This window comes from Rhodococcus cercidiphylli, from assembly GCF_033042225.1.
Lineage (GTDB): Bacteria > Actinomycetota > Actinomycetes > Mycobacteriales > Mycobacteriaceae > Rhodococcoides.
This window is the reverse complement of record NZ_JAWLKE010000011.1, coordinates 127371-154223: the sequence shown is the minus strand read 5'-3', so window position 1 is coordinate 154223 and position 26853 is coordinate 127371. Positions and strand designations below refer to the sequence as shown.

At 62.4% G+C, this 26853-nt stretch carries 22 protein-coding genes and 5 pseudogenes; 17 read left to right on the top strand and 10 right to left on the bottom strand.

Annotated elements, in window-relative coordinates; translation table 11 throughout:
- Both R3P95_RS23905 and R3P95_RS26220 read left to right on the top strand, forming a co-directional pair.
- Nucleotides 1–530, top strand: a 530-nt coding sequence (locus R3P95_RS23905) for a DDE-type integrase/transposase/recombinase (RefSeq protein ID WP_317549685.1), incomplete at its 5' end; no start/stop codon positions are given.
- A gap of 19 nt (nt 531–549) precedes the next feature.
- Nucleotides 550–750 (top strand): IS3 family transposase, encoded by a 201-nt coding sequence (locus R3P95_RS26220; RefSeq protein WP_081606113.1) that lies wholly within the window; start codon nt 550–552, stop codon nt 748–750.
- Between the two features lie 221 nt (nt 751–971).
- Here R3P95_RS26220 and R3P95_RS23900 read toward each other — a convergent pair.
- A pseudogene (locus R3P95_RS23900) lies at nt 972–1604 on the bottom strand (IS30 family transposase); the annotation flags it as partial.
- A 2-nt stretch (nt 1605–1606) separates the two neighbouring features.
- Here R3P95_RS23900 and R3P95_RS23895 point away from each other — a divergent pair.
- A pseudogene (locus tag R3P95_RS23895) lies at nt 1607–1877 on the top strand (integrase core domain-containing protein); the annotation flags it as partial.
- A 120-nt stretch (nt 1878–1997) separates the two neighbouring features.
- On the opposite strand, the gene R3P95_RS23890 reads toward R3P95_RS23895, so the two are convergent.
- Nucleotides 1998–2339: a DUF4873 domain-containing protein gene (locus R3P95_RS23890; RefSeq protein WP_008720393.1), complete on the bottom strand. Its 342-nt coding sequence runs from the start codon at nt 2337–2339 to the stop codon at nt 1998–2000.
- A 132-nt stretch (nt 2340–2471) separates the two neighbouring features.
- Between R3P95_RS23890 and R3P95_RS23885 the strand changes: the two genes are divergently transcribed.
- The 5 genes from R3P95_RS23885 to R3P95_RS23865 all read left to right on the top strand — a co-directional run bounded on the left by R3P95_RS23885 (nt 2472) and on the right by R3P95_RS23865 (nt 8002).
- Nucleotides 2472–3440, top strand: a complete 969-nt coding sequence (locus R3P95_RS23885; protein WP_008720396.1) for an AurF N-oxygenase family protein — start codon at nt 2472–2474, stop codon at nt 3438–3440.
- Nucleotides 3441–3598: 158 nt separating this feature from the next.
- Entirely contained in the window at nt 3599–5113 is a 1515-nt protein-coding gene (locus R3P95_RS23880; protein WP_008720398.1) for a flavin-containing monooxygenase, read from the top strand.
- 39 nt (nt 5114–5152) lie between these two features.
- Nucleotides 5153–6022, top strand: coding sequence for an SDR family NAD(P)-dependent oxidoreductase (locus R3P95_RS23875; protein WP_008720401.1), 870 nt, complete (start codon nt 5153–5155; stop codon nt 6020–6022).
- Entirely contained in the window at nt 6019–7089 is a 1071-nt protein-coding gene (locus R3P95_RS23870) for a ferredoxin--NADP reductase (RefSeq protein WP_008720404.1), read from the top strand. The genes R3P95_RS23875 and R3P95_RS23870 overlap by 4 nt, the downstream gene beginning before the upstream one ends.
- Nucleotides 7079–8002, top strand: coding sequence for an alpha/beta fold hydrolase (locus R3P95_RS23865; protein WP_008720406.1), 924 nt, complete (start codon nt 7079–7081; stop codon nt 8000–8002). The genes R3P95_RS23870 and R3P95_RS23865 overlap by 11 nt, the downstream gene beginning before the upstream one ends.
- Here R3P95_RS23865 and R3P95_RS23860 read toward each other — a convergent pair.
- A complete protein-coding gene (locus tag R3P95_RS23860; RefSeq protein WP_008720407.1) occupies nt 7980–8372 on the bottom strand; it encodes an AMP-binding protein in 393 nt (130 codons plus the stop codon). The two genes, R3P95_RS23865 and R3P95_RS23860, sit on opposite strands and share 23 nt — an antisense overlap.
- A 133-nt stretch (nt 8373–8505) precedes the next feature.
- Here R3P95_RS23860 and R3P95_RS23855 point away from each other — a divergent pair, with 133 nt between their 5' ends.
- The gene (locus R3P95_RS23855; protein WP_008720409.1) at nt 8506–9258 is read left to right on the top strand and encodes a TetR/AcrR family transcriptional regulator; all 753 of its coding nucleotides are present in this window, start codon (nt 8506–8508) and stop codon (nt 9256–9258) included.
- A 31-nt stretch (nt 9259–9289) separates the two neighbouring features.
- Here R3P95_RS23855 and R3P95_RS23850 read toward each other — a convergent pair.
- Nucleotides 9290–9805: pseudogene (locus R3P95_RS23850) on the bottom strand (transposase); the annotation flags it as partial.
- Nucleotides 9806–10520: 715 nt separating this feature from the next.
- On the opposite strand from R3P95_RS23850, the gene R3P95_RS23845 reads away from it, so the two are divergent.
- Nucleotides 10521–11075, top strand: a complete 555-nt coding sequence (locus tag R3P95_RS23845; RefSeq protein WP_008720413.1) for a PaaI family thioesterase — start codon at nt 10521–10523, stop codon at nt 11073–11075.
- A gap of 16 nt (nt 11076–11091) precedes the next feature.
- Here R3P95_RS23845 and R3P95_RS23840 read toward each other — a convergent pair whose 3' ends face one another.
- Nucleotides 11092–12567 (bottom strand): MFS transporter, encoded by a 1476-nt coding sequence (locus R3P95_RS23840; RefSeq protein ID WP_394855464.1) that lies wholly within the window; start codon nt 12565–12567, stop codon nt 11092–11094.
- A 203-nt stretch (nt 12568–12770) separates the two neighbouring features.
- Between R3P95_RS23840 and R3P95_RS23835 the strand changes: the two genes are divergently transcribed.
- The 7 genes and pseudogenes from R3P95_RS23835 to R3P95_RS26215 form a co-directional block, all read left to right on the top strand.
- Nucleotides 12771–13475, top strand: coding sequence for a TetR/AcrR family transcriptional regulator (locus R3P95_RS23835; RefSeq protein ID WP_008720417.1), 705 nt, complete (start codon nt 12771–12773; stop codon nt 13473–13475).
- Nucleotides 13476–13902: 427 nt separating this feature from the next.
- A complete protein-coding gene (locus R3P95_RS23830) occupies nt 13903–15582 on the top strand; it encodes a Mu transposase C-terminal domain-containing protein (RefSeq protein ID WP_317549684.1) in 1680 nt (559 codons plus the stop codon).
- Nucleotides 15583–15586: 4 nt separating this feature from the next.
- Nucleotides 15587–16522, top strand: coding sequence for a TniB family NTP-binding protein (locus R3P95_RS23825; protein ID WP_317549683.1), 936 nt, complete (start codon nt 15587–15589; stop codon nt 16520–16522).
- Between the two features lie 17 nt (nt 16523–16539).
- Nucleotides 16540–17751: a TniQ family protein gene (locus tag R3P95_RS23820; RefSeq protein ID WP_317549682.1), complete on the top strand. Its 1212-nt coding sequence runs from the start codon at nt 16540–16542 to the stop codon at nt 17749–17751.
- Nucleotides 17752–17956: 205 nt separating this feature from the next.
- Nucleotides 17957–19123, top strand: a complete 1167-nt coding sequence (locus tag R3P95_RS23815) for a site-specific integrase (RefSeq protein WP_317549681.1) — start codon at nt 17957–17959, stop codon at nt 19121–19123.
- Entirely contained in the window at nt 19120–20238 is a 1119-nt protein-coding gene (locus R3P95_RS23810; RefSeq protein ID WP_317549680.1) for a hypothetical protein, read from the top strand. The genes R3P95_RS23815 and R3P95_RS23810 overlap by 4 nt, the downstream gene beginning before the upstream one ends.
- A 148-nt stretch (nt 20239–20386) precedes the next feature.
- Nucleotides 20387–20601: pseudogene (locus R3P95_RS26215) on the top strand (transposase); the annotation flags it as partial.
- A 129-nt stretch (nt 20602–20730) separates the two neighbouring features.
- Here the strand turns inward: R3P95_RS26215 and R3P95_RS23805 are convergent.
- From R3P95_RS23805 to R3P95_RS23785, 5 genes and pseudogenes are all read right to left on the bottom strand, one after another.
- A complete protein-coding gene (locus R3P95_RS23805; protein WP_094686187.1) occupies nt 20731–20958 on the bottom strand; it encodes a heavy-metal-associated domain-containing protein in 228 nt (75 codons plus the stop codon).
- Nucleotides 20959–21360: 402 nt separating this feature from the next.
- Entirely contained in the window at nt 21361–22170 is an 810-nt protein-coding gene (locus R3P95_RS23800; RefSeq protein ID WP_032401329.1) for a F510_1955 family glycosylhydrolase, read from the bottom strand.
- A 383-nt stretch (nt 22171–22553) separates the two neighbouring features.
- Nucleotides 22554–23393: a hypothetical protein gene (locus R3P95_RS23795; protein WP_032401331.1), complete on the bottom strand. Its 840-nt coding sequence runs from the start codon at nt 23391–23393 to the stop codon at nt 22554–22556.
- A 238-nt stretch (nt 23394–23631) separates the two neighbouring features.
- Nucleotides 23632–25974 (bottom strand): annotated as a pseudogene (locus R3P95_RS23790) (transglycosylase domain-containing protein).
- Nucleotides 25974–26804 (bottom strand): GNAT family N-acetyltransferase, encoded by an 831-nt coding sequence (locus R3P95_RS23785; RefSeq protein ID WP_317549679.1) that lies wholly within the window; start codon nt 26802–26804, stop codon nt 25974–25976. Before R3P95_RS23785 ends, R3P95_RS23790 begins: the two are co-directional and overlap by 1 nt.
- Nucleotides 26805–26853: the final 49 nt, after the last annotated feature.

The window sequence follows — 26853 nt, the reverse complement described above, 5'->3', positions numbered from 1 at the left end:
GGCTGGTCGTCGGGGACACGATCGCTGAGATCTATCACCGATCCGCCGGTGTCTACGGCATTCTCCGGGTCCGAGCTGCGCTGCTCAACGAGTACGACATGGTCGTCAACCGCAAGCTCGTTCGGGCGTTGATGCGCGAGCGAGGCCTGGTCGGGCTACCGACACCGAAGCGCCGCAAACCGAACCTGGTGGGCTTGTCCACCCCAGCTGACCTCGTCGAACGCAAATTCACCGCTGACGCGCCGAACGAACTGTGGTGTACAGACATTACGGAGCATCCAGCGCGCGACGGGAAAGCGTATTGCTGTGCGGTGATCGACTGCTTCTCCCGGAAGATCGTCGGACGGGCGTTCTCCACGGTTGCAGATACCGCACTGGTGAACAACGCGGTGAACATGGCCGCTCGGGAGCGATCCCTCTGTGGTGCGACGATTCTGCATGCTGATCACGGAGCGCAGTTCACCTCCTGGAGCTGGGGTGAGAATCTACGCCGGTCGGGACTGACACCCTCATTCGGGTTCGGTCGGTGACTGCTTTGATAACGCGGTCATCGAAGCGTTCTGGGGACGAATGCAGGTTGAACTTCTCAACTCCAGGCGATGGGCAACGACGTTCGAGTTGGTCGTTGCGATGGCCAACTGGATCGACACCTTCTACAACACCGACCGCGTCCACAGCTATATCGGTAACATCAGCCCCGACCACTACGAAGCCCTCTGGGCCTCGACAACACCATCCCAACTCCAGTAACCCACGGGCGAGATTACGGGCACACATCAGTTTGCGAGTGGTCGAACACCGACAGAATCGGGAATGTCGGGATTTTGCAGGCCTCCTCGCCGTGCCGACGGTCAAAGACACAGCGATGGTCACCACGGCGCTGAAGATGGCGTTGCGGCGACGAGATCACGGTGGACACCGCGTCGGCTCAGGGCTCATCCATCACAGCGATGCCGGCAGTCAGGGCGGATTCAACCTGTCGTCGCAACACAGTGCCGTGAAGCCGAGTGTATCTGCTCCGCAAGCACTTCCGCTGGGGTTCGCCACCCAAGTGTTTTGCGCGGGCGGTTGTTGAGTGCATCCGCCGCGGCCTGAACGTCACTTCGACGGTATCGAGCGAGATCGGTTCCCTTCGGAAAGTATTGTCGCAGCAATCCATTAGTGTTTTCGTTCGTTCCCCGCTGCCAGGGGCTGTACGGGTCGCAGAAGTACACACGGATCCCGGTTTCTGCGGTCAACTCCGCATGACGTGCAAGCTCCTTGCCGCGGTCCCAGGTCACCGATCTGCGCAGGTGCTTTGGCAGCGGTGTCATCGCAGCCTGGAGTGCATCGCGGACCGACTCCGAACGGTAACCGGACAACGCCGGCCCGTTCTTCACCGGGGGCGCATCCCCGTACCCATCCTTACGTGGCAGATGCAGCAACGTGGTGAATCTGCTGGTGCGTTCGACAAGCGTGCCCACTGCGGACCTGCCCAGCCCGATGATCAGACCTCCTTCCCAATGCCCTGGCGTTTTGCGATCCGCGACTTCGTCTGGCCGCGAGCCGATGGTGACGTCATCGGTGATGAATCCGGTGCGGAGCTTCTTCGCTCGAGGGGGCGGCATCTATCGGCAGCGTCGGGGATGCGTACGACAATGCGTTGGCCGAGAGCACAATTGGGTTGTTCAAGACCGAGGCAGTATCGAAGAGAAGCCCGTTCCTGAACGGCCCGCTCAAGACCATCGACGATGTCGAGTTCGCCACGATGGGATGGGTCGACTGGTTCAACCAACGCCGCCTCCCACAGCACCCTCGATTACCTCACACCAGACGAATTCGAGAAGGTCTACCACAGTCAAGAATCGGCTCTCCGCCCGGAGATGTTGCAAGCGTAGGAGCGGCAAGAAACCCGGGACGGTTCACTGACACGGCGCGCCGTCTGGTGGCGTTGCTGCACCGCCTGGGCGCTATCGGACTGGATGCTGAGGAACGCCCCAGGGCGCAAAGCGGGTCGGTCAACCCTGATGTTCACTCTCTGCTATCGAGTCAACTTCCTCGAGCGTGGTGGGGATGTGGTACGGCGGTCTGCTCGTGCCCGAGATGCGATAGCGGTCCCAGAAATCAGGGTCGCCCACGACGCACTCGGCGCGTCCCTCAGGTGTCGCAAAGACGGCAACCGTGCGCCTTCCCGAGAGGGCGGCGTGGAGCGCATCATTCTTGTCGATCCTGCCGTACCAGGTGTATAAGCCGTTGAGGGGCTGGAAATAGCCTTTGATCTTCACCCCGACAGCAATCTCCTTGCCACGGCACACCAATGTGCCCTCGCCGGAGTAGTCGAGATCGTGGTCGTCAGACACGCAAGGCTCACTTTCTTCACATCAAACATTGACAAAAGAACGCACTGGCGCAGACACTATCAGTATCTGGTACCTGGAGTACGGGTATGAAGTCGAGACTCAGCTCGGCCCGGAACGCAACGGAGGTGTCACATGACCGTTCAAAATGTGGAGACCAAGCCCGACGTCTCAACGGAAGGCGCTGCGCGTGTCAGCGCCCGCAAGCCCGTCGACATGCAGAGATCTGCCGGCCGACTGCTGCGGGCGGCGGCCGAAAAATTCTATGACGCGGAGATCGACATCGATTGGGACTCACCCTGGGAGGAAGGAAAGTACTTCCTGCCAGAGCATCGGGTCTCGCTCTACGGCACCAAGCTGTGGGAGAAAATGAGCGATGAGCAAAAGGCGGAACTCGGGCGCCACGAAATCGTCAGCATCCTCAGCTTCGGTATCTACGCGGAGAATCTGCTCAGCTCGGCGCTGCTCCGAACATCCGCCAAAGGCGCCCTGACAGATCAAAGGTCCCTCTACGCCCTTAACGAGATCGGCGACGAGGCACGTCACTCGACGATGTTCGCCCGACTGATCAACAAGACGGGCCTGGCACCGTACAAGTTGCCGAAGGGGTTCTTGAGCATCGCGAAGATCTTGCACTTTGTGCCTCTCGGCCCGTCCGTGTCCGGCGCGACTCTGCTCATCGAGGAGATCCTCGACCGCGCTCAGCGCGAGGCGATGAATGACCCGAAAATGCAGCCGCAGCTGCGCCAGCTCATGAAGATCCACGTTCTCGAAGAGGCCCGTCACATCACGTTCGCGCGGCTGGAAATGGTGGAAGGGATGCAGCGTCGCGGACGCATCTCGCGCGCTTGGCATAGAGGCACGTTAGCGGCCATTGCGAACTTTGCATACCCGTTGCTCATCAATCCGAAGGTATATCCCGATGTCGGAATCAGCCGTCTGCGCGGCCTGTGGGCGCAGCAGACGAGCCCGAACTATCGCGTCAACTTGCAGTTCATGTCCGAGCCAATGATCCGGTTCTTCCACGAGGCCGGAATGATGGAGGGGAAGTTCACGATGGCGATGTGGCGCGCAACGCGCAGCCTGCCCGACGATCTGCGCTAACACGCCCGGCCCGGTCCGCGCGTCCCACAGTCCATTCCTCGACCCCACGACCGGATTCCTCCGTTCGTGGGCTTGGGCGGATGACATTCCCACACCTGCCACGCGTCACGGCGCGCCGTGCGGGTCCGTTTTCTGCATTCGATCAGGAGATTTTCACAATGCCGTCCTCCAACGCCAAGTCCGCCGCCCCGGCGACAGACCCGGGAATAACCGAGCCCATAACTACCAAAGTTCTCATCATCGGCAGCGGCTTCTCTGGCCTCGGTATGGCCGTCCAGCTCCGCCGACGCGGGTACAGCGATTTCATCGTTCTAGAAAAGGCCGACTCCGTCGGTGGGACGTGGCGCGACAACACCTATCCGGGATGCGCGTGCGACGTACCGTCACTGATGTACTCCTACTCGTTCGAGAGTCGCGGTAGCTGGTCGAAGGTGTGGTCCTCGCAGCCCGAAATCGAGCAGTACCTGAAAGATATCTCCAACAAGCGTGGTGTCACTCAGAAGATCCACTTCGGGCAGAAGTTGGTCTCCGGATACTGGAGCGAGTCCGAATCTCGGTGGCACCTGCATACCGAGTCGGGCCGGGAGTACGTCGCGCAGTACGTCGTGTCCGGTGTCGGCGCTCTGCACATCCCGAATTTTCCGAACATCCCCGGAATCGACGAGTTCGCCGGCCAGGCGTTCCATTCGGCACAGTGGGACCACACAGTGGATCTCCAGGGCAAGCGGGTGGCCGTCATTGGCACCGGTGCCAGCGCGATTCAGTTCGTGCCGTTCGTGCAGAAGGACGCCGGCACACTCACGGTCTTCCAGCGAACCCCGGCTTGGGTACTTCCACGCAAGAACTTCGCGGTGCCGCCGGTACTTCGGACGCTGCTCAGCAAGATCCCCATTACTCGCCGCCTCGCTCGGTGGTCGGTCTACTGGGGCGCAGAGAGCCTGGCCTTCGGGCTCAACGGCCACTCCAACCTTATGCGACCAATCGAAAAGGTGGCGAAATGGAACATCGAGCGTTCTATCACCGACCCCGAGCTACGCCGGAAGCTGATGCCGTCCTACCGCATCGGATGCAAGCGCATCCTGGGATCGAACGACTACTACCCTGCGCTCGCCGCCCCCAACACGACAGTGATCAGCGATCGGATCGAAAAGATCACTGCCGATTCGATCGTCACCCCTGACGGCGTGTCACACCCTGTGGATGTGATCATTTACGCCACAGGGTTCCATGTCACGGACGGGTTCGATCAACTCGCGCTCAAGGGCGCTCGGGGCGAGGACTTGCCGTCGCACTGGCACCGGACGGGCATCAATACCCACCTCGGCATCACCACCGAGGGCTTCCCGAACCTGTTCTTCCTGCTCGGACCTAACACGGGTCTTGGGCACAACTCTGTCGTATTCATGATCGAGCAGCAGATCAAGTACATCATGAAGGCCATCGACGCCGTCGACAGTCGAGGTGCGGAGCGCGTTGATGTGCGGGCTGAGGTTCAAGAACACTTCAACAAGAGCATCCAACACAAGCTCGCCAAGGGCGTATGGACCAACGGCGGATGTACGAGCTGGTATCTGGACTCGCAAGGTGTCAACCGTACGGTGTGGCCCGGGTTCACGTGGCAGTACTGGCGAGCGACGAAAGACTTCGAGCCCGCCGAGTACGAGATCGCCTGACAATCCAACCGTAGGTCATCGAGAAGTGAGTATCCGACAGTGAGTAGTTCGACAGCAGGCAATTACGCGACCCAGGTCGCAGTCGTCACGGGAGCCGCCTCAGGGATCGGGCGGTCCCTTGCCCTCCAACTGGCCGAACGCGGGGCCAGCCTTGCCTTGTCCGACGTCGACGAAGTGCATCTCGAGGAGACGGCGGCCATGTGCCGCACCGCGCATCGGGCGACCGTCGAGACCGCCGTGTTGGACGTGGCAGATCGTGCTGCGTTCCAGGTTTACGCAGAGAGCGTGCAGTCGTCTTTCGGGCGCGTCAACATGGTGTTCAACAATGCCGGCGTCGCCCTCGGCGCCGACGTTGTCGACATGTCCTGGGAGGATTTCGACTGGCTGATGGGCATCAACTTCGGTGGTGTCGTCAACGGGACCAAGGCGTTCCTGCCTTATCTGATCGCCTCTGGTGATGGTCATCTGGTAAACACCTCCAGCGTCTTCGGTCTGGTCGGGATCCCCAGTCAAAGCGCTTACAACGCCGCGAAGTTCGGTGTGCGTGGCTTCACCGAAGCGCTTCGGCAAGAGATGAAAATCAGTCGGCATCCGGTCACGGTGACATGCGTTCACCCCGGCGGCGTCAAGACTAATATCGTCAACAACGCTCGTGGTGTATCCGATATGGGGGCAGATACCGCCACCATTGCCTCGATGTTCAACAACATCGCCAGGACCACTCCGGAGAAAGCTGCGTGCGCCATCCTCAAGGGAATGGACAAGAAGAAGCCCCGAGTGCTGATCGGCGCAGACGCACGTGGCTTCGACTTTGTCGCACGCGTTGTCGGTCCGCGCTACCAGGACATCTCTGCGCCTGTCACACGCGCGGGCTACGCCTTGGCTCGTAAGCGGGGGATCATCAAATGACCCTCGAACAGGAGAATCGGCCGGGCACCACCGCGCGATCGCGAACGCTGACCGTGTCGGAGGTCGTGCAGGAGACCAAGGACTCCGTGAGCATCGCCTTCGAAGTGCCTGACGAGATCGTCGACGATTTCAAGCATCTACCCGGGCAGTTCATTACGTTGAAGATCCCGTCCGACCAGACGGGCCACGTCGCACGATGCTACTCGCTGAGCAGTTCGCCTCATGTCGATGACTTCCGCCTCGAGATCGGGGTGAAGCGCACCGCTGGGGGGTATGCGTCGAACTGGTTGTGTGACAACGTTTCCATCGGCATGGAGGTGACCGTCCTCACGCCATCGGGAAAGTTTACCGCTAAGAGCCTCGACGTCGACTTGCTCTTCTTCGCTGGCGGAAGCGGCATCACGCCGGTTCTGTCGCTGGTGAAGTCGGCCCTGGTGTCGGGCAGTGGCGAAGTTGTCCTGTTCTACGCAAACCGTGACTCCGATTCGATCATGTACGAGCGCCAGCTTGAGCAGATTAGATCTGAATTCGCCGAGCGGTTCACTTTGGTTGACTGGCTTGAGTCGGAGAACGGGATTCCCACATCAGAGGCTGTAGAAAAGATTATTCGTGAACACAAGGGATCGGCGATTTTCACCTGCGGGCCTTCCCCTTTCATGGATCTTGTGGAAAGGTCTGCCGCCGCATGCGGAGTGGATCATTCGGATGTACATCGAGAGGTATTCCAGTCGCTGACGGGTGACCCGTTCGACACCGCAACACTGCGTCGACTCAGTGACGACGAGGGTGTAGCTACGGCCACGGTTTATCTGAACGGAGAGTGCATCACCACGGAGTGGCCACGTAACACGCCTCTGCTCGATGTGCTGCTCTCGCGAGGGCACAACGCCCCGTACTCGTGCCGAGAGGGCGCATGCAGCGCGTGTGTGTGCAAGCTCATCGATGGCGATGTCGAGATGGTGCAGAACAACATCCTCGTAGACGACGACATTGAGGACGGCGAGCGACTCGCGTGCCAGGCACTTCCGCTCACCGACGCTGTGACGGTGAGTTTCGATGACCTCTGACTCCTCGAAAGCTGGCCTATTGTCGCGGCGGTCGCGGGAGGTTCTCTCCAGTGACGGCACGAGGCTGTTTGTCGAGGAGTACGGGCTCGGTGATGATGCGCCGCTGCTGGTGTTCAGCCACGGGTGGGCTTGCCAAGGTCGGTTCTGGAGACCTCAGATCGAGCACTTCGCCACCACACACCGTGTGGTGGTGTATGACCAACGAGGGCATGGCTGGAGCGACCGGGGTCGCGCGCCCTTCTCTTCGTCGGTGCTTGGCGACGATCTCGAGGCTGTCTTGCGCGCTGTCGTCACGTCTAATCGTAAGGCATTGGTGACCGGTCACAGTATGGGCGGGATGTCCATCATGGGTTGGGCTGCCGAGCACCCGGAGTCGGTGCCCGTCTTATCCCGTGGTGCCGTCTTGGCGAGTACCGGCCCCTCGCAGTTGGTGAGTAGATCGACGCTAATTGGGTCGCCACGTCGATTCCGCGCCTCACTGGAGCGGGCATTCGCAGCCGGGCTCGCCACCGCGGGACCGGAGATGCTTGACACTCGCTTCAACCGACGGTTGGTGAAATACGGGACGATGGGTCGACACGCGCCAGCAGACGTTGTGGCTGAGTGTTCCGACATAGTACTGCGGTGCCCCCCTGAGGTTCGGGGAATGTGGGGCAGGGTCCTGGCCACCATCGATGTAAGCAAAGGAATCGACTCACTTACGGTTCCGACGACCGTGATCGTGGGCTCGGCCGACAAGTTGACACCCGCGGTTCATTCCATTGATCTCGCCGACCGACTGCAGCAGCGCCGCCGGTTGCATGAGTTCGTGGCGTTGCCACAGATCGGTCACATGATCAACATGGAGGCACCAAACTATTTCAACGAAGCAGCGGCCCGATTGGACGCAGTCACGGTAGGCGATGGCTTTTGAACCGTCGACCGGACACACATGAGCTCGTGAGACGGCCACGATCGTCGACAGGCCGCGCGTGTCCGAGTTGGGAGGGGTCCATCGAGGCGTACAGCATCGATGGCATCGCCACGGTGATCTTTTTTGCGTCGATGGTGCGCAGCACCTCGGCGGTAAAAATTTCGGCAGCACCATCATCGGGCCGCCTTTCGTCAGGGTCGGCACGAAGAACGCGGCCCCAGCATGCGACAGCGGGGTGCACAACGAGAATTTGGGGTACCCGGCCATTCTCACTCCGAAGAGTTGAATCTGCGTCATCGTGAACATTGCCGAAGCCTCCGATGGCTCCCTTCGGCTTTCCGGTCGTGCCGCCGGTGTATGTGATCGACACGGTGCGATCCGGCGGACGATCGGCTGCTTGAGGGAGGGTGCCGAACCGCTGCGAGCGAACCGAGAGGTTTCAGCGAACGGCTCTCCAGCCCGACTCGCTTGAGAGGACCCTTCCGGGTATTGTTAACCCCATAATGTCATTCGTCCGCCGCGTTTCATTTACTCCATCTCAGGTGCAGCGTCGAGTGGCCGATGCCCGTAGCACCCGCTGGGATGAGCATAGAGTCGAGGTACGCGCGCAGCTGGTCGACGCGACCATACGGATCATCGAACGGTATGGTGCAGGCGTCAGCATGGACGACATCGCTGCGGAGGCCCGTGTATCTAAACCAAAGCTGTATCGCTACTTTGGCGACAAAGCGGGCTTGAACGCGGCGGTGGCGGCGAAACTCGGTGCGTTGATGTGGGATTCGGCGAAAGTCACTATTCTCGCCGACCAAGATTATCTTTCGGTTGACGACATGCTTCGCTCGTCCGTCCAGAGCTACGTCACGCTCGTCGGGCAGTATCCCACGGTCGTCAGATTCCTTATGGCGAATCACTTGTTTCAGTACTCCGGATCGGGAAATGGCGGAGTTGCTGACGAACTGAGGTCGGTGATGGAGGTCGTCGCCGATCGGTTCACTGAAAGTCTTCAGCGTGTTCACGCAGATACTTCGGTCATTCCCTTGGCCGTGGCGTCCATTCTGGGTTCTGGTCTATCTGCGACTCAGTGGTGGATCGACAACGGTCGTGAGCAAGGGGTGGATGATACGTTCTTCGCCGCACACCTATCAGAGACGACATGGGGAATCATCGACGGCGCGGCCGCAACCGTAGGCGTGGCCTTCTCACGCAGTCTGCCATTCAGCCATCCCGGTTTCGCGTCCCGCCACAAAATGGACTGAATCATCCTAGATATCCCAGAATTGTAACTTGTCAAGCTGCGTCGGGTTGTTGCGCGGTGCGGTGTGCCCAAGCGGTGTGTTCGTCGTATTCGGTGCGGTGGCGTAGGCACCCGTGCAGGAGCCCGACAAGTCTGTTGGCGAGTGCGCGGAGCGCTTGGTGGTGGAGGTCTTCGGTAGCACGGTGTTGGTCGTAGAACGCGCGAGCGGCCGGACTCTGGCTGAGGGCGCAGAACGCCCACCGGTCGATGGCATCGTAGAGCCGCCGGTTGCGGATATGTCGAGCCAGTACGGCCCGCTTCTTGCCCGACGCAACTGTCAGGGGTGACGTACCGGCGTAATTCTTGCGAGACTTGGCGTTGGTGTAGCGGTCGACGTCGTCGCTGAATTCACCGAGCCCCGGGCGGCGAGGATGACACCGATTCCTGGCAGGGAGAGGTAGATGGCGGCGTTGCGTGTCAGCGTCCGGGTGTGTTTCAAAATGGCGGGTCAGTTCGGCTTCGAGGTCGCCGATCTGACGGTTCAACTCCGCGATCAGCGCCAAGAGTGCGCCGGCATCGCGCTCGACCTGCGCTGCGAACGCCTGCAACCACGAAAAGCGAACGCTACCGAGCCCGTTTCTGCGCCCGCTGCGCACTCCGCGACGACCTCCATGCAATCTTGGAATTCGATAACGAGGACATCGCGCTGGACGCCCTCCTTCAAGCGTTGGGCGCAACAAATCGACCTCAGAGCACGGTCATCTTGATGCGAGGCGCGCAGGCCTCGCCTGCGGCCGCGGAGCGGCAGAGATTGGGGTCGTCGAAGCATTCGGCCGAGGCAGGTCGGGTGTGAGATAGTTGCATTCGCGAGATGCCCTTCGTGGTGGCTGGAATGTTCCCTAGACAAGAACTATTCTCACACCATCACAGGGCATTTCGTGTTTACGCCCCAGCCAAGGGCAACCTCACCCTGGCAGGGGTCAGGTCACTCTGGTCCCATGCTCATGGCAGACGACATTCGTCGCTCGGATACCGAACCCCGAACGATGTCCACTACAGTTACGGGCAGTCCGCAAACGCGGCCTCAGAATAGTCATCTCCAGGTCCGAAATCCTCGCGGCAAATCACTTCTCTCTTTAAGCTATGTCGGCTTGGTCGATCCTTTAGTGCAGTTGACTTCTGACATAGTGCAGTTTGTCTTTTGAAACTGACAGCGGTGCAGGCCGAGCGCGCGAAGACGCGACAGACTCGGCACAGTTTTTTTCACGACAGAGAGGTCCGACCATGAAGAGAATTCCGGACGAGGTCAGCGGGTCGGCCGGCCCCGCTATCGAGAACTGGGCGCGCTCGTTCTGGAGCACGACTTCCGAGTCGCCTGATCTACCGCCCCACCACCCCGACTGTCTTGGTTGTGGGCCGGAGAACCCGCACGGCCACGCCCTGTCGGTCCAGCGTGACGAGAACGGCGTGGTGGCTCACCATGTGTTCGATCAGCGTCATGTCGGGGCACCCGGGATAGCACACGGCGGCGCGGTGGCGACCGTTCTCGACGATCTGTTCGGCTTCCTGCTCTACACAGTGGGTGAGCTCGCCGTGACGCGGCGTCTCGAGCTCGACTATCTAGCGCCGGTTCTGCTCGGCACTCCATACGTGTTGCGTGCTGCGGTTCGGTCTCGTGATGGGCGCAAACTGGATCTCACGGCCACGATGGACGATGCGCAGGGCCGCTCGGTAGCCACCGCTACTGCCCTGTTCGTGGTTGTCGAGGTCGAACACTTCATGCAGTCCCAAGCCCGAGCCCAACTCCGGGCCACAGACACGAATCACACCGAAGAATAGACATCCTGGCCGACCTTCACCGACGTCCATCACCCGCGGTGGCTGTCGTACGGCTGCGTCTACCTGGTGCAACGACGGCGAGGACGAGTGCCCCTGCGGCGGTCAGGGCCGCCAACGCCAGTGTCGCCTGACCACTTCCGTGTACGAATGCGGCTTTGGCGAACTCGGCCAGCGGCTGGCCAGCTGGTCCTGCGCGGTCGGCGACCTGCAACGCGGCGGCCAGAGAATCGGCCACCGGACCACGGGCAGGCTCGGGTAGCTGGGGCAGAGCCGGCTGGATGTGCTGAACGTAACCGGCCGCGAGCACGCTACCGGCTACCGCAATCCCAATCGCGGCACCGATTTCGCGAGCTGCGTCGTTGACCGCGGCAGCCACCCCGTGCTTGGCCTCAGGAGTGTCCGAGACGATGGCGAAAGTCGCAGGAGCGGTACACAACCCTAAACCCGCGCTCATGATGAGCAAGGGCCACAGCAGGTCAGGGTAAGTCGCCGCGACGGTCAGTCTGCTCACCATCACCAGTCCCGCCGCGATGGTGAGCAGACCTACAGTGGTCATCACCCGCAGCCCAACAATGTTCGACAGCCAGGGTGCAATCACCGAGATCGCGATGAGCGGCACGACCATAGGGGTCAACGCCAATGCGGCGGTGAGTGGTCCATAACCGAGAATCAACTGCAGATACTGCACCAACAGCAAGAACACCCCGAAGGTCACCAGAAACTGGATACAGACAGACAGTGCGCCGGCACCGAAGCCACGGCGGGCGAACAACCGGACATCGAGTAGGGGTGCCGAGGAACGTAGTTCTACGACGACGAACACCACGACCGCGAACAAGCCCACCGCAGTGCTGATGGCGACGAGCGAATCCGTCCAGCCACGGGCCGGAACCTCGATCACAGCGAAGACGATCGCCCCGACTGCGACCACTACGGTCACAGCGCCCACCCAATCGACCGGTGGATGTTCCTGTTGGCGGGACTCCGCGATACTGCATGCCAACCCGGCCAGAACCGCTCCGGCGACGGTCAACCCGACGAACACCGAGGTCCACGACCACTGTTCGAGCAGCACTCCAGCCCCGAGGATGCCCAGGACCGCCCCGGATCCAGCAACCCCGGCCCACACACCTACAGCGCGACCGCGATGCGCCGGTGGAAATCCCGCGGTCAGTATCGACAGCGTCGAGGGCATGACCAGCGCCGCACCCGCCCCAGCCAACGCGCGAGCTGCGATCAGCCACGTCGGGTCAGCGAGAAACAAGGGTAATGCCGACGCGAAAGCGAACAACGCCAACCCCGCCACGAGCACCCCGCGGCGACCGTACCGGTCACCGATCGCTCCGGCAGGCAGAACGAAGCACGCCAGTACCAGCGTATAACCGTCGACTATCCAGGTCAGTTGAGCTTGCGTTGCCCCTGTCGCGACCGCGATCTGTGGCAACGCTGAATACAATGCCGCCATTGCGGCCACCACCAACGCGACCGCCATGCACGACACAATCAACATCCACCACTGGGCACCGCTCCATCGAGCGACGCTGGCAGAGTCGGATCTACGTTCGTTCAACGGCCAGCCTCTCAGTTCGAGACTGATCGTCTCGGTACGAGACTATTAGTATCATAACTCTGCGGGTGTGACAGAATGGTCAAGCTAGGACATGTCTTGTCAGTCAAATGGAGCGGAGCCCGTTCATGGTCGACCCTCCCGTTGCAACCGAGGGCCCGGCCGACCCCCGGCTGGCGCGCTCACGTAACCGGTTACTCGAAGCGGCGGGCCAGCTGCTGGCCACCGGCGGTGTCGAGGCGGTCACCGTGGAGGCGGTCACCCGCATATCGAAGGTTGCACGTGCCACGCTGTACCGCCACTTCGGAAGTACCACCGACCTGCTCGCTGCAACCTTCGAGCGACTACTACCCCCAGTCGACACTGCTATCGATACCGGTCCGCTACGCGAACGTCTGATTTCGTTGCTCACCACCCAAGCCGACCTCATCGACCAAGCTCCGGTGCAGATGACCACGCTGGCGTGGCTGGCAATGGGACCCGTCAACAGCGGCGACGCCAGCCGGCGCGATCTCGATCCTGGCGCGGTGGTCTCACTTCGGGCTCGTGTCATAGAGCAATACCGCAAGTCCCTGGATCAGATTCTCACGGCCCCTGACGCCCGCGCTGTGCTCGGCGAACTCGATACCACCTTCGCCCTCATTCAGCTCCTCGGACCGATAGTGTTCGCTCGCCTTACAGGTCTGCGTCACATCCACGCAGACGACTGCATCCGAATCGTCGACGACTTTCTCGCCGCCCATGCCACAAGTGTCGGATCAAGAACTTCGCGCGACAACAGCCATACGTGGCCAGCCGCGATCCTCAACTCGCAGCCCAACGCCGACCAGTAAGGCTTCGTCGAAGACCGCGCTGCCACAACGTGTGCCGCATCCTTCGATCTCAGTACCCTTGGCCCGGAAGTGAATCCGCATTTCCAGCCTGTCTTCACGACGTATCGATCACCACCCGCGAAAGAGTGGAGTCGACAACTCAAGACAAATCAGTAACCCCACGCTAATAGTGCGTCAACCAGTCGGGGATTACTGCAGCCCTCTTCGGCAACAACCAAACGTAGGCGTAGGAACGCGGAGTGCTAGTGCAGGGGACTTCTGACATCGTGCAGCCGCCTTCTGAAACTGACAATTCGTGTCAACTTCAGAAGACGGCTGCACTCTTTGCAGGCGTTTCGAGGGTGAGTGCACGTGTCTTCTGACATTCTGATGTCAGAAGTGCGGTGCACGGTCGCACGCTCGGCTCTCGGTGACAGGGAGGCTTGTGATGGACCCCGACAAGCTCGACGTCGTGGAGACCGGTGTGCTGACAGCGTCGGGGGAGCGGTGGTCTCAGGCTGAGGCCCGTTTCGCTGTCCTGGCTCCCTTGCTGGAGATGCATCCGGTGCGTTCGGAAGCGGTCGACGATGCCACGCAACGGTTGGGATTGTCCAGGCGGCAGGTCTACACGTTGGTCGGCAGGCTCAGGAACGGGACGGGGACAGTCACCGATCTTCTGACGAAGGTCTCGTCGGGAGGGCGTGGCCGCAGCCGAGTGACGGCTGAGGTCGAGGAAGTGATCGGCGATCATCTCACCCGATATTTTCTTCACCGCCAGAAGCTCAGTGTCGCTGCGCTGCACCGACGTATAGCACTGGCGTGCCACCGCGCGGGTCTGCCAGTGCCGGCCAGAAACACCGTCACCGCACGAATCGCCGCGCTCCATCCGGCATCGGTGGCCAGGTCACGCGGGGGACCCGATGCCGCCCGGCCGCGTCAGTCCGCCGGCGACGTTCCACCGGCGGTTGCGGGGATTCTCGATCAGGTCCAGATCGACCACACCGTCGTCGATCTGATGGTCGTTGACGAGTACGAGCGGCAACCGATCGGCCGCCCCTACCTGACGATCGCTATCGATGCCTTCAGCCGTTCCGTACTCGGGTTCGTCGTCACTCTGGAGCCGCCGTCGTCGATATCGGTCGGGTTGTGCCTGGGCCGCGTGTGCTGCGAGAAGCAGACATGGCTGGAGGCATGCGAGCTCGCGGAGCAGGTGCAGTGGCCGATGGCAGGGAAGCCGAAACAGCTGTATCTCGACAACGCCTCCGAGTTCAAAAGCGAAGCGCTGCGCCGCGGATGCGCCCAGCACGCCATCACACTCGAATACCGCCCTCCGGGCCGACCGCACTACGGCGGGATCGTCGAACGAATCATCGGAACGGCGATGACGGCGGTGCACGAGCTGCCTGGGACCACCTTCTCGAACCCAGCGGACCGAGGAAGTTACGACTCGGACAAGCACGCGGCGTTGACATTGCGTGAGTTGGAGCGCTGGCTGGTCCTGGCCATAGCCTCGTATCACGCGAGCGTTCACACAGGGATTGGGAACACTCCGGCCGCCGTGTGGGCCGGCGAGGTCGCCGCAGTTGGTCACGCCCCTCGTGTGGTGCTCGGCGAAACTGCGTTCCTTGTGGACTTTCTTCCCGTCATCCGGCGACGTCTGACGCGCACGGGCTTCGTTCTAGATCACGTGCATTACTTCTCGAACGCGCTCAAACCGTGGGTTGCGCGTCGAGAGGACTTGGGGCGGTTCGTGATACGACGTGACCCACGCGATTTGAGCAGAATCTGGGTCCTCGAACCAGACGGTGCCGGCTATGTCGAGGTGCCGTACCGGACGATGTCACATCCCGCGGTGACACTGTGGGAGCACAGAGCTGCTATCACCCGTCTCCGCGAACAAGGTCGGTCGAACGTCGATGAGAGCGCACTGTTTTCGATGATCGAGCAGATGCGCGAGGTCACCGACCGCTCGCAGAAAGCCACCCGCAAAGCCCGGCGCAACCGTGCCCGCCGCACGCATCTCACCGGCGACGCGTCTGCACCGATCCCGGCGCTCCACCCGCCGGCGGAGCCTCGAGCGGACGGCGGCACCGCAACGCCTGTCTTCAGCGACATCGAGGAATGGTGAGGCGATGACCGCATCGACAGGAAGCAGCGACGAACCCACCGAGTCGTCGAGCGAGGATTTGGGGCACCTGCGGGAGTCGGTTCGACCGCTCACCGCACTCGACGACGCGGAGCGGATCCGGTTGATCCGGTCGGAGAGGTGGATCGGGTATCCGCAGGCCCGTGCGGTCATCGACCATCTGGAGTCGTTGCTGTCGTGGCCGGACCGACAGCGTATGCCGAACCTACTGTTGCTCGGTCCGACGAACAACGGCAAGTCGATGATCATCGAAAAGTTCCGGCGCACTCATCCGCCGATCAGCTTGTCCGACCGCGAGCAGATACCGGTGTTGTGCATGCAGATGCCCCCGGACCCGTCACCCGGCCGGTTCTACCGCGCACTGCTAGCGTTGGGAACCCCGACCAGGCCCCGCAATCGGGTCCACGAACTCGAACAGCAAGCATTGATGCTGCTCCGCGCCACCGGCGTGAAGATGTTGATCATTGACGAGCTCCACAACGTTCTCGCCGGCCGCGACAACGTCCGCCGCGAATTCTTGAACGTGCTGCGGTTCCTGGGCAATGAACTACGCATTCCTCTTGTCGCTGTCGGAACCCGCGATGCCTACCTCGCCATCCGGACCGATCCCCAGCTGGAGAACCGATTCCACCCCATGACTTTGCCGGTCTGGACCAACACTGCCGACACCAGATCACTGCTGGCCAGCTTCACCACGAGCTTCCCCCTCCGTAAACCCTCGCACCTGACATCACCGGAGATGACCGACTACCTCCTCACTCGCTCCGAGGGCACCATCGGTGAACTGACAACGCTGCTCACTGCCGCAGCAGTGACCGCCGTCGACAGCGGAGAGGAAGCGATCACCTCATCGGTGCTCATGCGCACTCCGTACGTCGGTCCCACGGAGCGACGCCGCCAGTTCGAGCGCCACCTCGCGTGAACGCGCGGCTCGCGGCGATGCCCGATGATGCGTACGTTCGCCCGTGGCCGCTGCACCCGCCGCCACTGCCAGGTGAGGCCCTCTCGTCCTGGTTGGCCCGGATATGCGAGCTGTATCCGCACATCAAGCCTTCTGACCTGCTTGCAGACCTCGATATCGATTGTGCTGTCGAGGATCTCGACCGCTACACACCGGAGCGGATACTCGCCGAGCTGGCCGGTCGCGGCGCAGTCCCGGTAGAGAGGCTGCGGGTGATGACGTTGGCGGGGTGGACACCGTGGCTGCTTGACAGCACCGACCCCGCCGACTGCGACTTCGACATCTACGTCCACCAACTCTCGATCCTGCTACCGGCCGACCTCGCGAGGGAGGATCGACGACGCCGCACACCCACGAGCGAAGCATGGTTGCCGTGGGCGAGCACTCCGCGCAGTCGGGCATGCCCGGTATGTCTCGACAGCCTCGAATCCACTGCTGATATCAACATGACTCTGCTGCACCGATATCCGGTGCTGAGCAGCTGCCTCGACCACCGTTGTCGACTCGAACCCTGCTCTGCTTTCCCTGGTCATGCAATCTTCTGGGACCAGGTCCGGTTCGGTTCGGACGAACGGGTCTCGCCCGTTTCGGTTCCCTCAGCGGTCACGGACCTCGATCGGCGCAGCACCGAGGCTCTGACGACGGGATGGGTGGAACTCGGCCCAGGCCGGGTACATGCCGCAGTCTGGTTTCGGCTTCTGCGCACCGTCGTCGACGAAGTGTCCTCGCCACTGGTTCGCACCGGACGGTGGGCCACGAGGCTCGTTGCGATCTGGAGGGCCGCCGGTCGTTCTCGCCCGTTGCGGACAGCGTGGGTTCCATTCGAAGAACTGCACTGGGACGAGCAGACGAAAGTCCTCGAGGCCGCAGCGATCGGCATTGCGATGGTCGAGAACGGTGAGATCGATGCCGGCGGTGCGCACGCATCTCTGCTGAGCCCACGACCGTATGAGCCGGTCGATCCTGGGACAGCTCCGACGCGCTCGTCTTATCCCGCACCCGAGCGCGATTTATGGGCTGACGCGCACGCTGCGGCTGAGGCCGCCATCGCGGCAGCGCGCGTCGATCCCGCATCCGCCAGTTCGTTGTACAACTTCCTGCGCTGGGGGTGCCGCACCGCAGCGGAGCTGGATGAGACGGTGCAACTGTTCCTCGACCACGGAATCCCGCTGCAACATCCGCCGACATAGCTATCGCCCGATGGAGCGGGGTCGTCCGCGATGCACGCGCGGCGACAGCCGAGAAGCCCGTTTTCGCGCCGGGGTCATAGTCACCAACGGTATTTGTGCGGTGACCGCCGAGAATTTTCCTTCCCGCATCATCATCGACAAAAGGCCAGGTGAGCGTCTTGTGGGTTCGAGAAGGGTGTCGGAGGTAGCAGCTACAGTCCTGTCCATGACAGAACGGCAGCTCATAGACGGCTCGACCACGTTCCCGTCCGTCTTGGCAGGCGACGCGGCAGTGTTTCCGGATCTCCTGCCCGAAGTGGCTGCCCGGATCGAACGGTCGATGGCCGCGTCCCGCTCTGCCGGAACACGTCGGGCTTACTCTTCGGCGTGGCGACGATTCGAGACCTGGTGCGCGGCCGCCGGACATGTCTCGTTACCGGCGCACCCCGCGACTGTGGCCGCATACCTCGTCGCCGCGGCCGACACACTCACCGTCGACGGGACGCGCGCGTACGCGGCTACGACGTTCGGTAAGTGGATTGCGGCAATCGCCGACCGGCATCGCCAGGTCGGCCACGACAATCCCTGCGGTCACGAGATGGTGCGCGCCACCCTCGCTGGTATCCGGCGGGACTATGCCGCGGCAGGGGACCGGCCACGTAATCCTCGCGCCCCGCTCCTGACGGCCGATATCACCACAATCGTCTCTCTCGCTCGTTCCGGTGTAGCAGGGTGGGCCAGCGAAGTACTCGAACGCCGCGACACGGCATTGCTGCTGATGGGGTACGCCGGGGCGTTTCGACGCAGCGAGCTCGTGGGGCTCGAATGCCGGGATGTGCGCCGCGACCGGCTCGACGGTGCGCACGTGCACCTGCGACACTCCAAGACCGACCAGCACGGCACCGGAGCGGTAAAAGCGTTGCCGTACACAGCTAATCGCGATTCATGCCCGGTCTGCGCGTGGATCCGTTGGCTCCAGGTGGTCGCCGCGTTCGACAGTGGAGGCCGGGTCGCTGTGATCCGTACACTGGCGCGTTCCGGACCGTTCGAGCAGCACATCTGCCACGGACCGGTTCCAGTCGCAACACGTCGGATGCCCTTGTTTCGAGCGATCCGAAAGAACGGCAACGTGTCCGAGACCGCACTGTCCGGCGCAGCAGTGCACGCCGCGATACGTCGCAGAGCCAGTCAGGCCGGATACGCAGCGGATCTCGTTACCCAGTTGGGCGGGCACTCGTTACGGTCCGGATTCGTCACCCAAGCGTTCCGCAATGGTTCCGACGCGCACGCGATCATGCGTCAGACCGGACACAGCACCCCGGGGATGGTCGAAATCTACGCCCGCGAGAACGCGCCTTTGATCGGTAACGCCGTCAACGACCTCGGTCTATGACCAGGTCACCTGGCGTAGATCCGCGTCACGGCGACAGCGCGGAAAGCGGCGAACACGCTCGACGCGATGAGCCCGATACCTTGTCGATGCCGGCGGCCGGAGTCGACGCCGGAGCCCCCCGACCTACTGCTCCCTCGCCGAGCGGTTACCGCTACGAGTGGGCGCTGTTCGACGACTGGTGCATCGCAACCGAGGTCGATCCACTGCCTGCCTCGCCGATCACACTGGTGAACTTTCTGGCTGCGAACCCCGCGAGTGACGCTGTGCAGCTCCGCAGGGTCGCCGCGATCAACCGCCGACATCTCGACGCTGGACATACTCCGCCCGGGCGTACGACAGCACTACGAATGGCGCTCGATTCCGGGCGGTCCGCACGAACGGCACGCCGCGCCGAACACTACTGGGGACTGGCCTCGGCGCTACCCTCGGCGGGATCGATGCAGGCGTTGTTCGGTCGTAGGGACGCGGTTCTGCTTGTGTTGTCGGGAGCCGGGCTCTCGCACCGAGCAATATCGGCGCTCGATCGGTCGGACGTCACCAGCGCGGGCCCCGACGTGCGCATCGGTGGCCGGCACGGTATCCGGATTGCAGCAAATCAGTCGACACAGTTTCGCCCGGCCGAGATCTGGGAACGGTGGCGCACCGTACTGCGATTTTCGGATCGATACCCCTCGACTACATTGCTCGCAGAGCATCTGCAGGCGAACGCTTTTCCCGATATGTCTGGGTGGCCGCGGAGTGTGGGTCCGGTCGCTGTACCGATCGACCGGTGGGGCCACATGCCGTTACCGGCCGATCCGATGACGCCAGCTGCGGTCGGGACGGTGATCGATGCCCACCGCTCCGGGGAGCCGCCCCGACACGTTCTACGGTGTGCACTTCCGCACCCGCGGGGGCGCGGCGAGATGGACTCGAAGGTGACTGTCCCAGTATCGGAACCCGTTTCAGCAGTACTGAATTCGGATTACTATCGCATCGGTCTCGACGCCCGGCGTCGCGCGCATTTCGCTTTGGCCGATGTGCCCGGCATCACCGACGATCTCGAGGACCGGATCGAGCATCTGCTGCAACGCACCGCGGAGCTGCTCGAGGTCGGCGATCGTTCAGGTTGGTGACGTTGCTGCACCTTTTCCTCGATCTACGGCGTCGACGGTGTCGGAGGACGATGACGCGCAAGATATTGGAACTGACTGCAGCGGTGCGTCGTTCGATGCGCGGGATCAAAGTTGTAAGGTGGCCGGACACGGCAAGTTCACCGTTGGCACGGGAGTGCAGGCCTACTTCTGCGACCCGCACTCCCGTGGCTGCGGGGCGCGCCAGCGAGAACACCAATGGATTGCTACGTCAGTATTTTCCCCAGGGCACCGACTTTTTCCAATGCAGCGTCGAGCGGCTCGACGAGGTCGCCGACCTCCTGAACAACCGACCCGAAGACTCTCGACTGGCATAATCGGCGGCAGGCGTTCCCTCTGTCGTAGAGGACCACGCCGACTTGTCAACGACCACGATGCGGCCGCGCTCCTTCCTTCTCGGAGCTCCCGAATTGCCGAGGATGCCGACAGCTCCAAGAACCTCTCTGTTTCCGGTGTCCGGACTGACCGAGTGAATCAGTCGGCAATCAAGTGATAGTCGCCCGCTTCGTCGAGCGCGGCCGTGACTTGTTCTCGAGTGAGTGTCGTCTCGGAGTCGACCGATACCGTCGACTCACCGCCTGCGACGAGATCGACCCTGACGTGGTGGACACCGTCGATCGCTTCGAGTTCGGTGGTGACTGCGTCGGCGCAGTGACCGCAGGTGAGGCCGGTAACGGTGTATTGCGTGCTGGTCGTACTCATGGGAGCCTCCTTCGATTCTGTGGTCGTCGTGGACTGCGGTGAACTGCAGCCGCAGCCACTGCTCGGTGAAAGGTCGGTCAACGACAAATCTGACACGTTGTTCATCGGGTTCCGTTCATTGTTCATGGGCTCTGTAGTACCCTAAGGGGGTATCTAGACAAGGCAAACTATACCCCCTATGGGTATGTCTACGCCAAGTATTTCGGTTGTCCTCATTCCTGGATATCTCGGAGTCGGACCCCGGTGTCATCGCGGGATCTCGTGGCGGGCCGAACCCCAGGGGAGGAAGAGGGAGTAAGCCGCTCAACAGCGGCAAGCGCCCGCATCAGCCGCGCGGGTGACCGCCTGCGGTCGCGTCGAAATGTCGCTATCTGTTGTCGGGCTGGTCTCGACCGGGCCGAGTTACGTCAGTGTGTACAACGCCTGGGGGCTGGCTGCGTAGGCGGTGTCGTAGTCGACCGCGGTCAATGCCTCGACGGACCCGGTTGCGGAACGCTTCTGCCAATCGGCGCCGTTGCGACTACGCCAGGCGTATCCGTCGGTGTCGATCCCCCACAGTGCATCGCCGGCACCGGCGAGCAATACCAAGTTCGGTGCGTCGAGGACAGGAGAGAATGTTCGGGCCGTGTCGGTGCTGTGCTGAAGTCCATCAGGTGTCACCGCCCATACTCCGGAGCTCGTAATCGCCAACGACGCCGCGGGCGCAGCGGCGCCGGGAGTCCAGGTGGAGCCGCTGTCGGCGGAGACGAGTAGACCGGTACTGCCATCGAATCCGACGAGGATGCGTCCATCGGCAGCCAGCGCGTGGAAGTCGACTTGTCCCTCCAGTGACCGATCCGACCACGACATTCCGCCGTCATTGCTGCTACGCAGTCCCAGTGGGTTCGCCGCCGTGCTGGATTCGCCGGGATGACCGGAGGTGAAGAGGGTATCGGTGGCCGGTACACCCGACAAACCCATGAAGTCATCGTCGGAAGAGCCGACCCTGGTCAGGTTTCCGGACGAACCGATGGCGAAGAGTCCTGTGTGGCTACCAGCGAGGACGGTGCCATCGGCGTTGACGTGCAATCCGTGCACATGAGCCAGTGAGGAGGTGAAGTCGACCACTGCCGGATCGGCCGCGCCGTCAGTCGCTGCCGGAGCGGAACATCCAACGAGGGACAGAGCTGCGATCAGAGACGGCAGCAGGATGCGGGAAAGCGAGATGGACATAAAGTGCGGTTCTCGTTCTGTCGATGAGGGCTCGGTGATGTAATCGCTTGAGCGTCAACGCCAAGTGATCTCCCGGTCAGGCGCGGTGAACATGACCGGATACGGCGGCTGAGGTGGACGTGACTGCTCGGGCGGTATGTGCGGGACGACGTAGACGCATCGACCTTCATCTCCATTCACTTAATCTCCAATCACTGAGGCGATGTACGAGCGCGGATCGTTCGGCGGCGAACAGCCGTGGCAGCGACATCGCACCGACGATCGGTATCGGCTGAGTGCGAACAATTCCGACACCTTCACCCGCCTCGCCGTGGCGAGCACTCAACTACTAACCAGCATAGTATTTCGGGCAGGTCAGGCCGAAGTGCCCATCCGGTTCGGTGTCATCGCAGATGCGCCGGTGCGTCGCCCGGGGTGATGCCGACGTGGACGTGGTCGCTGTGCACGTCGTCGGTGAAGAATCCTGGACGGTCACCGTTGAGGTCGGTCGGACCTCCGACCTCGGTTGCGCCCAGTAGGGCTGCCGCAGTGACGAATTCGGAGATCGTTGGGTTGTTGAAGGGATCGTCGACAACGCGCCGACCGTTGATTTCTCGGATGTCCACCGCTCGTCCCACTGCGTGGTTGGACAAGCGCGGGTGCGGGAAGACGGTCTGGATGTGACCGGTGTGCATCACCTGCACTGCGTAGGTGAATCGATCGGCAAGTCCGAGCATGATCTGGAGCACATTGTTGTTGATGCGTCCGGTTCCGATGTCGAGTCGTGCAGGCTCGGAGAGCGTGATGCGAGGGTTGCTCAGCACCGACGACGCAGCGGCGGTCAGTGGTACTGGGGACCCAAGAGAGGTCAAAGGGTTGATCTTTTCCACCGTCCAGGCCGCGCCAGCGGCGATGTCGCGCTTGAGCCGGATATCGAGTGCCATCTGCCGGGTCGTCTCAGCCGGCTGCGCGAGCGTGGGGCGTTGTAGGAGTTGGTCGAACAGCACGATCACTGCAGCACTCTCTGGACCGATTCCGGCGTACTGCGGATACACCACTCGCAGGGTGCTGGCGAGGGCCTCGTCGGGTTGAAGCAGTGCTGCCGTCGCCGCGACTTCGAGCGATACCCCTGCGGTGCGCAAGCTGTCGAGTACTCCTCCTCCCTCGCTCCAGCTGCCACCTGCTTCGAGGAAGCTCGTCGCTGCGCGTTTGATCTCGGGCATCACTTCGCCAGCTGTCGGCATCCACCGCCCCGGATTCACCGGGGCCGATGATCGACTGCTCGGTGCGCTCACGGCCGGGGACCGTGCGGGAGATGCGTTACTGCTCGGTGCGAGGCTGGGGGATTGTCTGTCGGCGGTGTTGATGGTGCAGCTGACTGTGAGCGGCAAAACGGCTGCGGCTGTGAGCAGTTGTCGACGGCTGACTGTGATGGCGTTTCCTTTCGTGCGCGGGGGTCTCAAGGGTGAGTGTCGTGGGTGATCACCGCGGCGGCGGTAGCGGCAGGCCGGGAATGTCGATACTGGGCGGCGCTGGCGTGGGCGTGCGGTCGGGGGCGGGGGAGCCGTCACTGATGTACAGCGTGATCAGCGATCCCGGGATCGCCGCGCCGGATGGGGATGTGCCGGTAGCGGTACCGCGAGCGCCCTGACCGGTGGTGGTGACGACGGTCACCTAGAATCCTGCTGCTTCCAATCTCGATGTGGCCGACGACTGGCTCATGCCGCTGACCTCAGGTACTTGGCCGTTGGCGGAGCCGCGGACGTATTTGTCGTCGACCGGTGGCAGCTCGATGGGGCCGAAGTTCGTGGCGATTGGGTCCATCGCGTCGTACCAGGTTCGTGCGGGTTCGTTACCGCCGTAGAGGTTCCCGGAGCTGCAGGGCCGCAGTGGGAAGGAGCAGATCTGGCCCGGTGTCGGTGAGTCACCGTAGGTGTAGACGGCGGCGGCGTAGCGGTTGGTGAAGCCGAGGAAGCCCGAGGATCGGTTGGATTCGGTAGTGCCGGTTTTCCCGGACATCGGCAGCGTCCAGCCCACGGACCCGGCCGCCGATGCCGAGGTTCCTCCGGGTTGGTCGTCCTTGCTCATCGCGTTGGCGAGTGTGTTGGCCAGGCCGGGTTCGACGACCTGCTCGCACGCTTGTTGTGTGACCGGTACAGCTACACCCTCGCGGTCGGAGATGGAGTCGATCGGGTTCGGCGGGCACCAAGTACCTCCCGAGGCGAGGGTAGCTGCGACGTTGGACAGCTCGAGCGGGTTGACCCAGGTAGGTCCGAGTGTGAACGAGCCGAGGCTTTGCTCTTTCTGGAGGTCGGCCATGCTCTGCTCGTCGAATCCAGACGAGCCGGGGAGGGTGTAGGAGCGAAGCCCTAGCCGCACTGCCATGTCGACTGTCGGTGTGACACCGACGGACTCGAGCAACTTCACGAACGCCGTGTTCGGTGATTGCGCCAGTGCGTCGGTGACCGTCAGCGCCGGTGGGTAGTTTCCGACGTTCTCCACGCAGTAAGCGCCCGCCGGGCAGTTACGCGCGCCGCCGTCGCCCAACCCCCTGACCTCGACGCGCCGGGGAACCTGCAGTGTGGCGTTGGTGCCGAGTCCGCGTTCCATCGCGGCGGCAGTGGTGAATATCTTGAAGATCGACCCGGCGCCGTTGCCTACGAGTGAATACGGTTGCGGCTGAACCGTTTCGTCGGCGTCGGCATCGAGTCCGTAGGTGCGACTACTGCCCATGGCGAGGATGCGGTGTTCGTCCTGTCCGGGTGCGACGACATTCATCACGGTGGCGACACCGTCGAGGTCGGGATCTGTGTTCGCGGTCAGTGCGGCCTGGGTCGAGTTCTGCACCGCCGGGTCGAGAGTCGTTTTGATCAGATAACCGCCCTCGTCGATCTGCTCGCGGCTGATACCGGCGTCCTCAAGATATTGGAGTGCGTAGTCGCAGAAGAACCCTCGATCACCGGCGGCGATGCATCCACGTGGGAGGGTGTTGGGCTCGGCCAGCACCCCCAATGGCTCGGATTTGGCGGCCTCGAATTCTGCGGCTCGGTTCGGGATGGTTTCGATCATGTTGTCCAAGACAAGGTTTCGGCGGCTTGTGACTCCCTCGACGTTGGTGTACGGGTTCAGTGCCGAACTGGACTGAACCATCCCTGCCAGCATCGCTGATTGCGTCGCCGTTAACTCGCTGGCATCGACACCGAAGTAGGTTTGCGCGGCGTCTTGGATGCCGAACGAGGCATTGCCGAACGGAACCAGGTTCAGATAGCGGGTCAATGTCTCGTCTTTGGTCAATTCTCTGTCCAAGGACAACGCCATTCGGATCTCGCGGATCTTGCGAGCCGGCGTGGTCTCGATCGCGGCACGCCGCTCGGCGTCGGTGTCAGCGACGACCAGTAATTGATAGTTCTTCACGTACTGCTGATCGAGTGTCGATGCGCCCTGCTCGACCTGCCCGCTGGTGGTGTTGGTCAAGAACGCTCGCAACGTTCCCTGCCAGTCCACGCCCTGGTGTTCTGCGAAGCGCCGGTCCTCGACGGAGACGATCGCAAGCTTCATCTCGTTGGAGATCTTCGCGCTCGGCACTTCGGAACGGCGTTGCTCGTATAGCCACGCGATCGGGTTGCCTGCCACGTCCGTCATCGTCGAGATGGCAGGAACTACGCCCTCGGCGAGTTCGCCGGAAACGTTGTCGTCGGTGTCAGCGGCGCGGTTCGAGACGTATCCCAGGCCACCGACGATGGGGAACAACACTCCTGCAAGCAGCACGCCTGCGAGCGCAGTGCATCCCACGAGTTCGAACACCGTTCGTCGGGTGCTTGACATCATCGTCTCGTTTCTGTCGACGGGGCAGTGCTCGCGGTCGTCCGGGTTGGTGGGACCGACAAGGGGAGCGGAGCACGGCCGCAGCGGCCGTCTAGCTCTCGCCGGTAGGTCTGCATGGTCCGGTCATCTCGATCGAGACGGTTTCCGCTTTTCTGCCATCCGAGGCGCTCGTAGAAGCCGCCTGCATTGTCGGCCACCCCGAGATCGGTGGACAGCTCGGCGCAACGTGCACCTGCCCGCGCAGAGTCGGATTCGAACCAGTCGAGCAACTGTGCACCCACTCCGATCCCTCGCACCCGTGGGCTCACCGCTATCGCAACGACGACGGCGACACTGTCGGCCGGGGGAGTCTCGGGTTCGCCGTTCGGCAGTGGGATGGGCCGAGCGCGCGCCACCGCTCTGCACCAGGGGCGAAGACGCGTACGAACGAACCGCATGGCGGTGCGCGGGCGGACTGCCATCGCCGCACCGGCGTGTGCAGCCAACGGCAGCACGGTCATCTTCTCGCGCAGTAGATCACCGATATGGGCATGGTGATCGAGGGTGCCGAGGAGGAATCCGACGACGGCGCCTTCGCTATCGGTTGCGACAAGAGCGATGGCGTGTCGTCGGTTGACGAAGCTGCGGTGCCACCGGCGCAGGAACCGTGCTCCCAGCTCGGGGAACAGGCCAATCGGTAGCTCGTCGAGGTGCAACTGCGCGCTCTGCGGTAGATCGTGCGGCCCGGCCTCGCGAAGGACGATCGCGACTCCGGGAGGAGGCGCGGCGGGGTTGGGATGAGGGAAACAAAGGTGCGGCGTAGACGATGAAACGTTGAAGAAGATATGCATGGCGTTGTCCTCGACGAGGCAGGCTCGCGCCCTCACCGCGGAGGCGGCG

What these genes read in the sequence shown, in the direction of transcription:
- R3P95_RS23810 (WP_317549680.1), top strand. Translation starts at nt 19,120, where the DNA reads ATGACCAGGTCACCTGGCGTAGATCCGCGTCACGGCGACAGCGCGGAA.
- R3P95_RS23785 (WP_317549679.1), bottom strand. Translation starts at nt 26,804, where the DNA reads ATGCATATCTTCTTCAACGTTTCATCGTCTACGCCGCACCTTTGTTTC.
- R3P95_RS23815 (WP_317549681.1), top strand. Translation starts at nt 17,957, where the DNA reads ATGACAGAACGGCAGCTCATAGACGGCTCGACCACGTTCCCGTCCGTC.
- R3P95_RS23795 (WP_032401331.1), bottom strand. Translation starts at nt 23,393, where the DNA reads ATGCCGACAGCTGGCGAAGTGATGCCCGAGATCAAACGCGCAGCGACG.
- R3P95_RS23865 (WP_008720406.1), top strand. Translation starts at nt 7,079, where the DNA reads ATGACCTCTGACTCCTCGAAAGCTGGCCTATTGTCGCGGCGGTCGCGG.
- R3P95_RS23820 (WP_317549682.1), top strand. Translation starts at nt 16,540, where the DNA reads ATGCCCGATGATGCGTACGTTCGCCCGTGGCCGCTGCACCCGCCGCCA.
- R3P95_RS23870 (WP_008720404.1), top strand. Translation starts at nt 6,019, where the DNA reads ATGACCCTCGAACAGGAGAATCGGCCGGGCACCACCGCGCGATCGCGA.
- R3P95_RS23835 (WP_008720417.1), top strand. Translation starts at nt 12,771, where the DNA reads ATGGTCGACCCTCCCGTTGCAACCGAGGGCCCGGCCGACCCCCGGCTG.
- R3P95_RS23880 (WP_008720398.1), top strand. Translation starts at nt 3,599, where the DNA reads ATGCCGTCCTCCAACGCCAAGTCCGCCGCCCCGGCGACAGACCCGGGA.
- R3P95_RS23855 (WP_008720409.1), top strand. Translation starts at nt 8,506, where the DNA reads ATGTCATTCGTCCGCCGCGTTTCATTTACTCCATCTCAGGTGCAGCGT.
- R3P95_RS23830 (WP_317549684.1), top strand. Translation starts at nt 13,903, where the DNA reads ATGGACCCCGACAAGCTCGACGTCGTGGAGACCGGTGTGCTGACAGCG.
- R3P95_RS23840 (WP_394855464.1), bottom strand. Translation starts at nt 12,567, where the DNA reads ATGGCGGTCGCGTTGGTGGTGGCCGCAATGGCGGCATTGTATTCAGCG.
- R3P95_RS23800 (WP_032401329.1), bottom strand. Translation starts at nt 22,170, where the DNA reads ATGTCCATCTCGCTTTCCCGCATCCTGCTGCCGTCTCTGATCGCAGCT.
- R3P95_RS23825 (WP_317549683.1), top strand. Translation starts at nt 15,587, where the DNA reads ATGACCGCATCGACAGGAAGCAGCGACGAACCCACCGAGTCGTCGAGC.
- R3P95_RS23805 (WP_094686187.1), bottom strand. Translation starts at nt 20,958, where the DNA reads ATGAGTACGACCAGCACGCAATACACCGTTACCGGCCTCACCTGCGGT.
- R3P95_RS23845 (WP_008720413.1), top strand. Translation starts at nt 10,521, where the DNA reads ATGAAGAGAATTCCGGACGAGGTCAGCGGGTCGGCCGGCCCCGCTATC.
- R3P95_RS23885 (WP_008720396.1), top strand. Translation starts at nt 2,472, where the DNA reads ATGACCGTTCAAAATGTGGAGACCAAGCCCGACGTCTCAACGGAAGGC.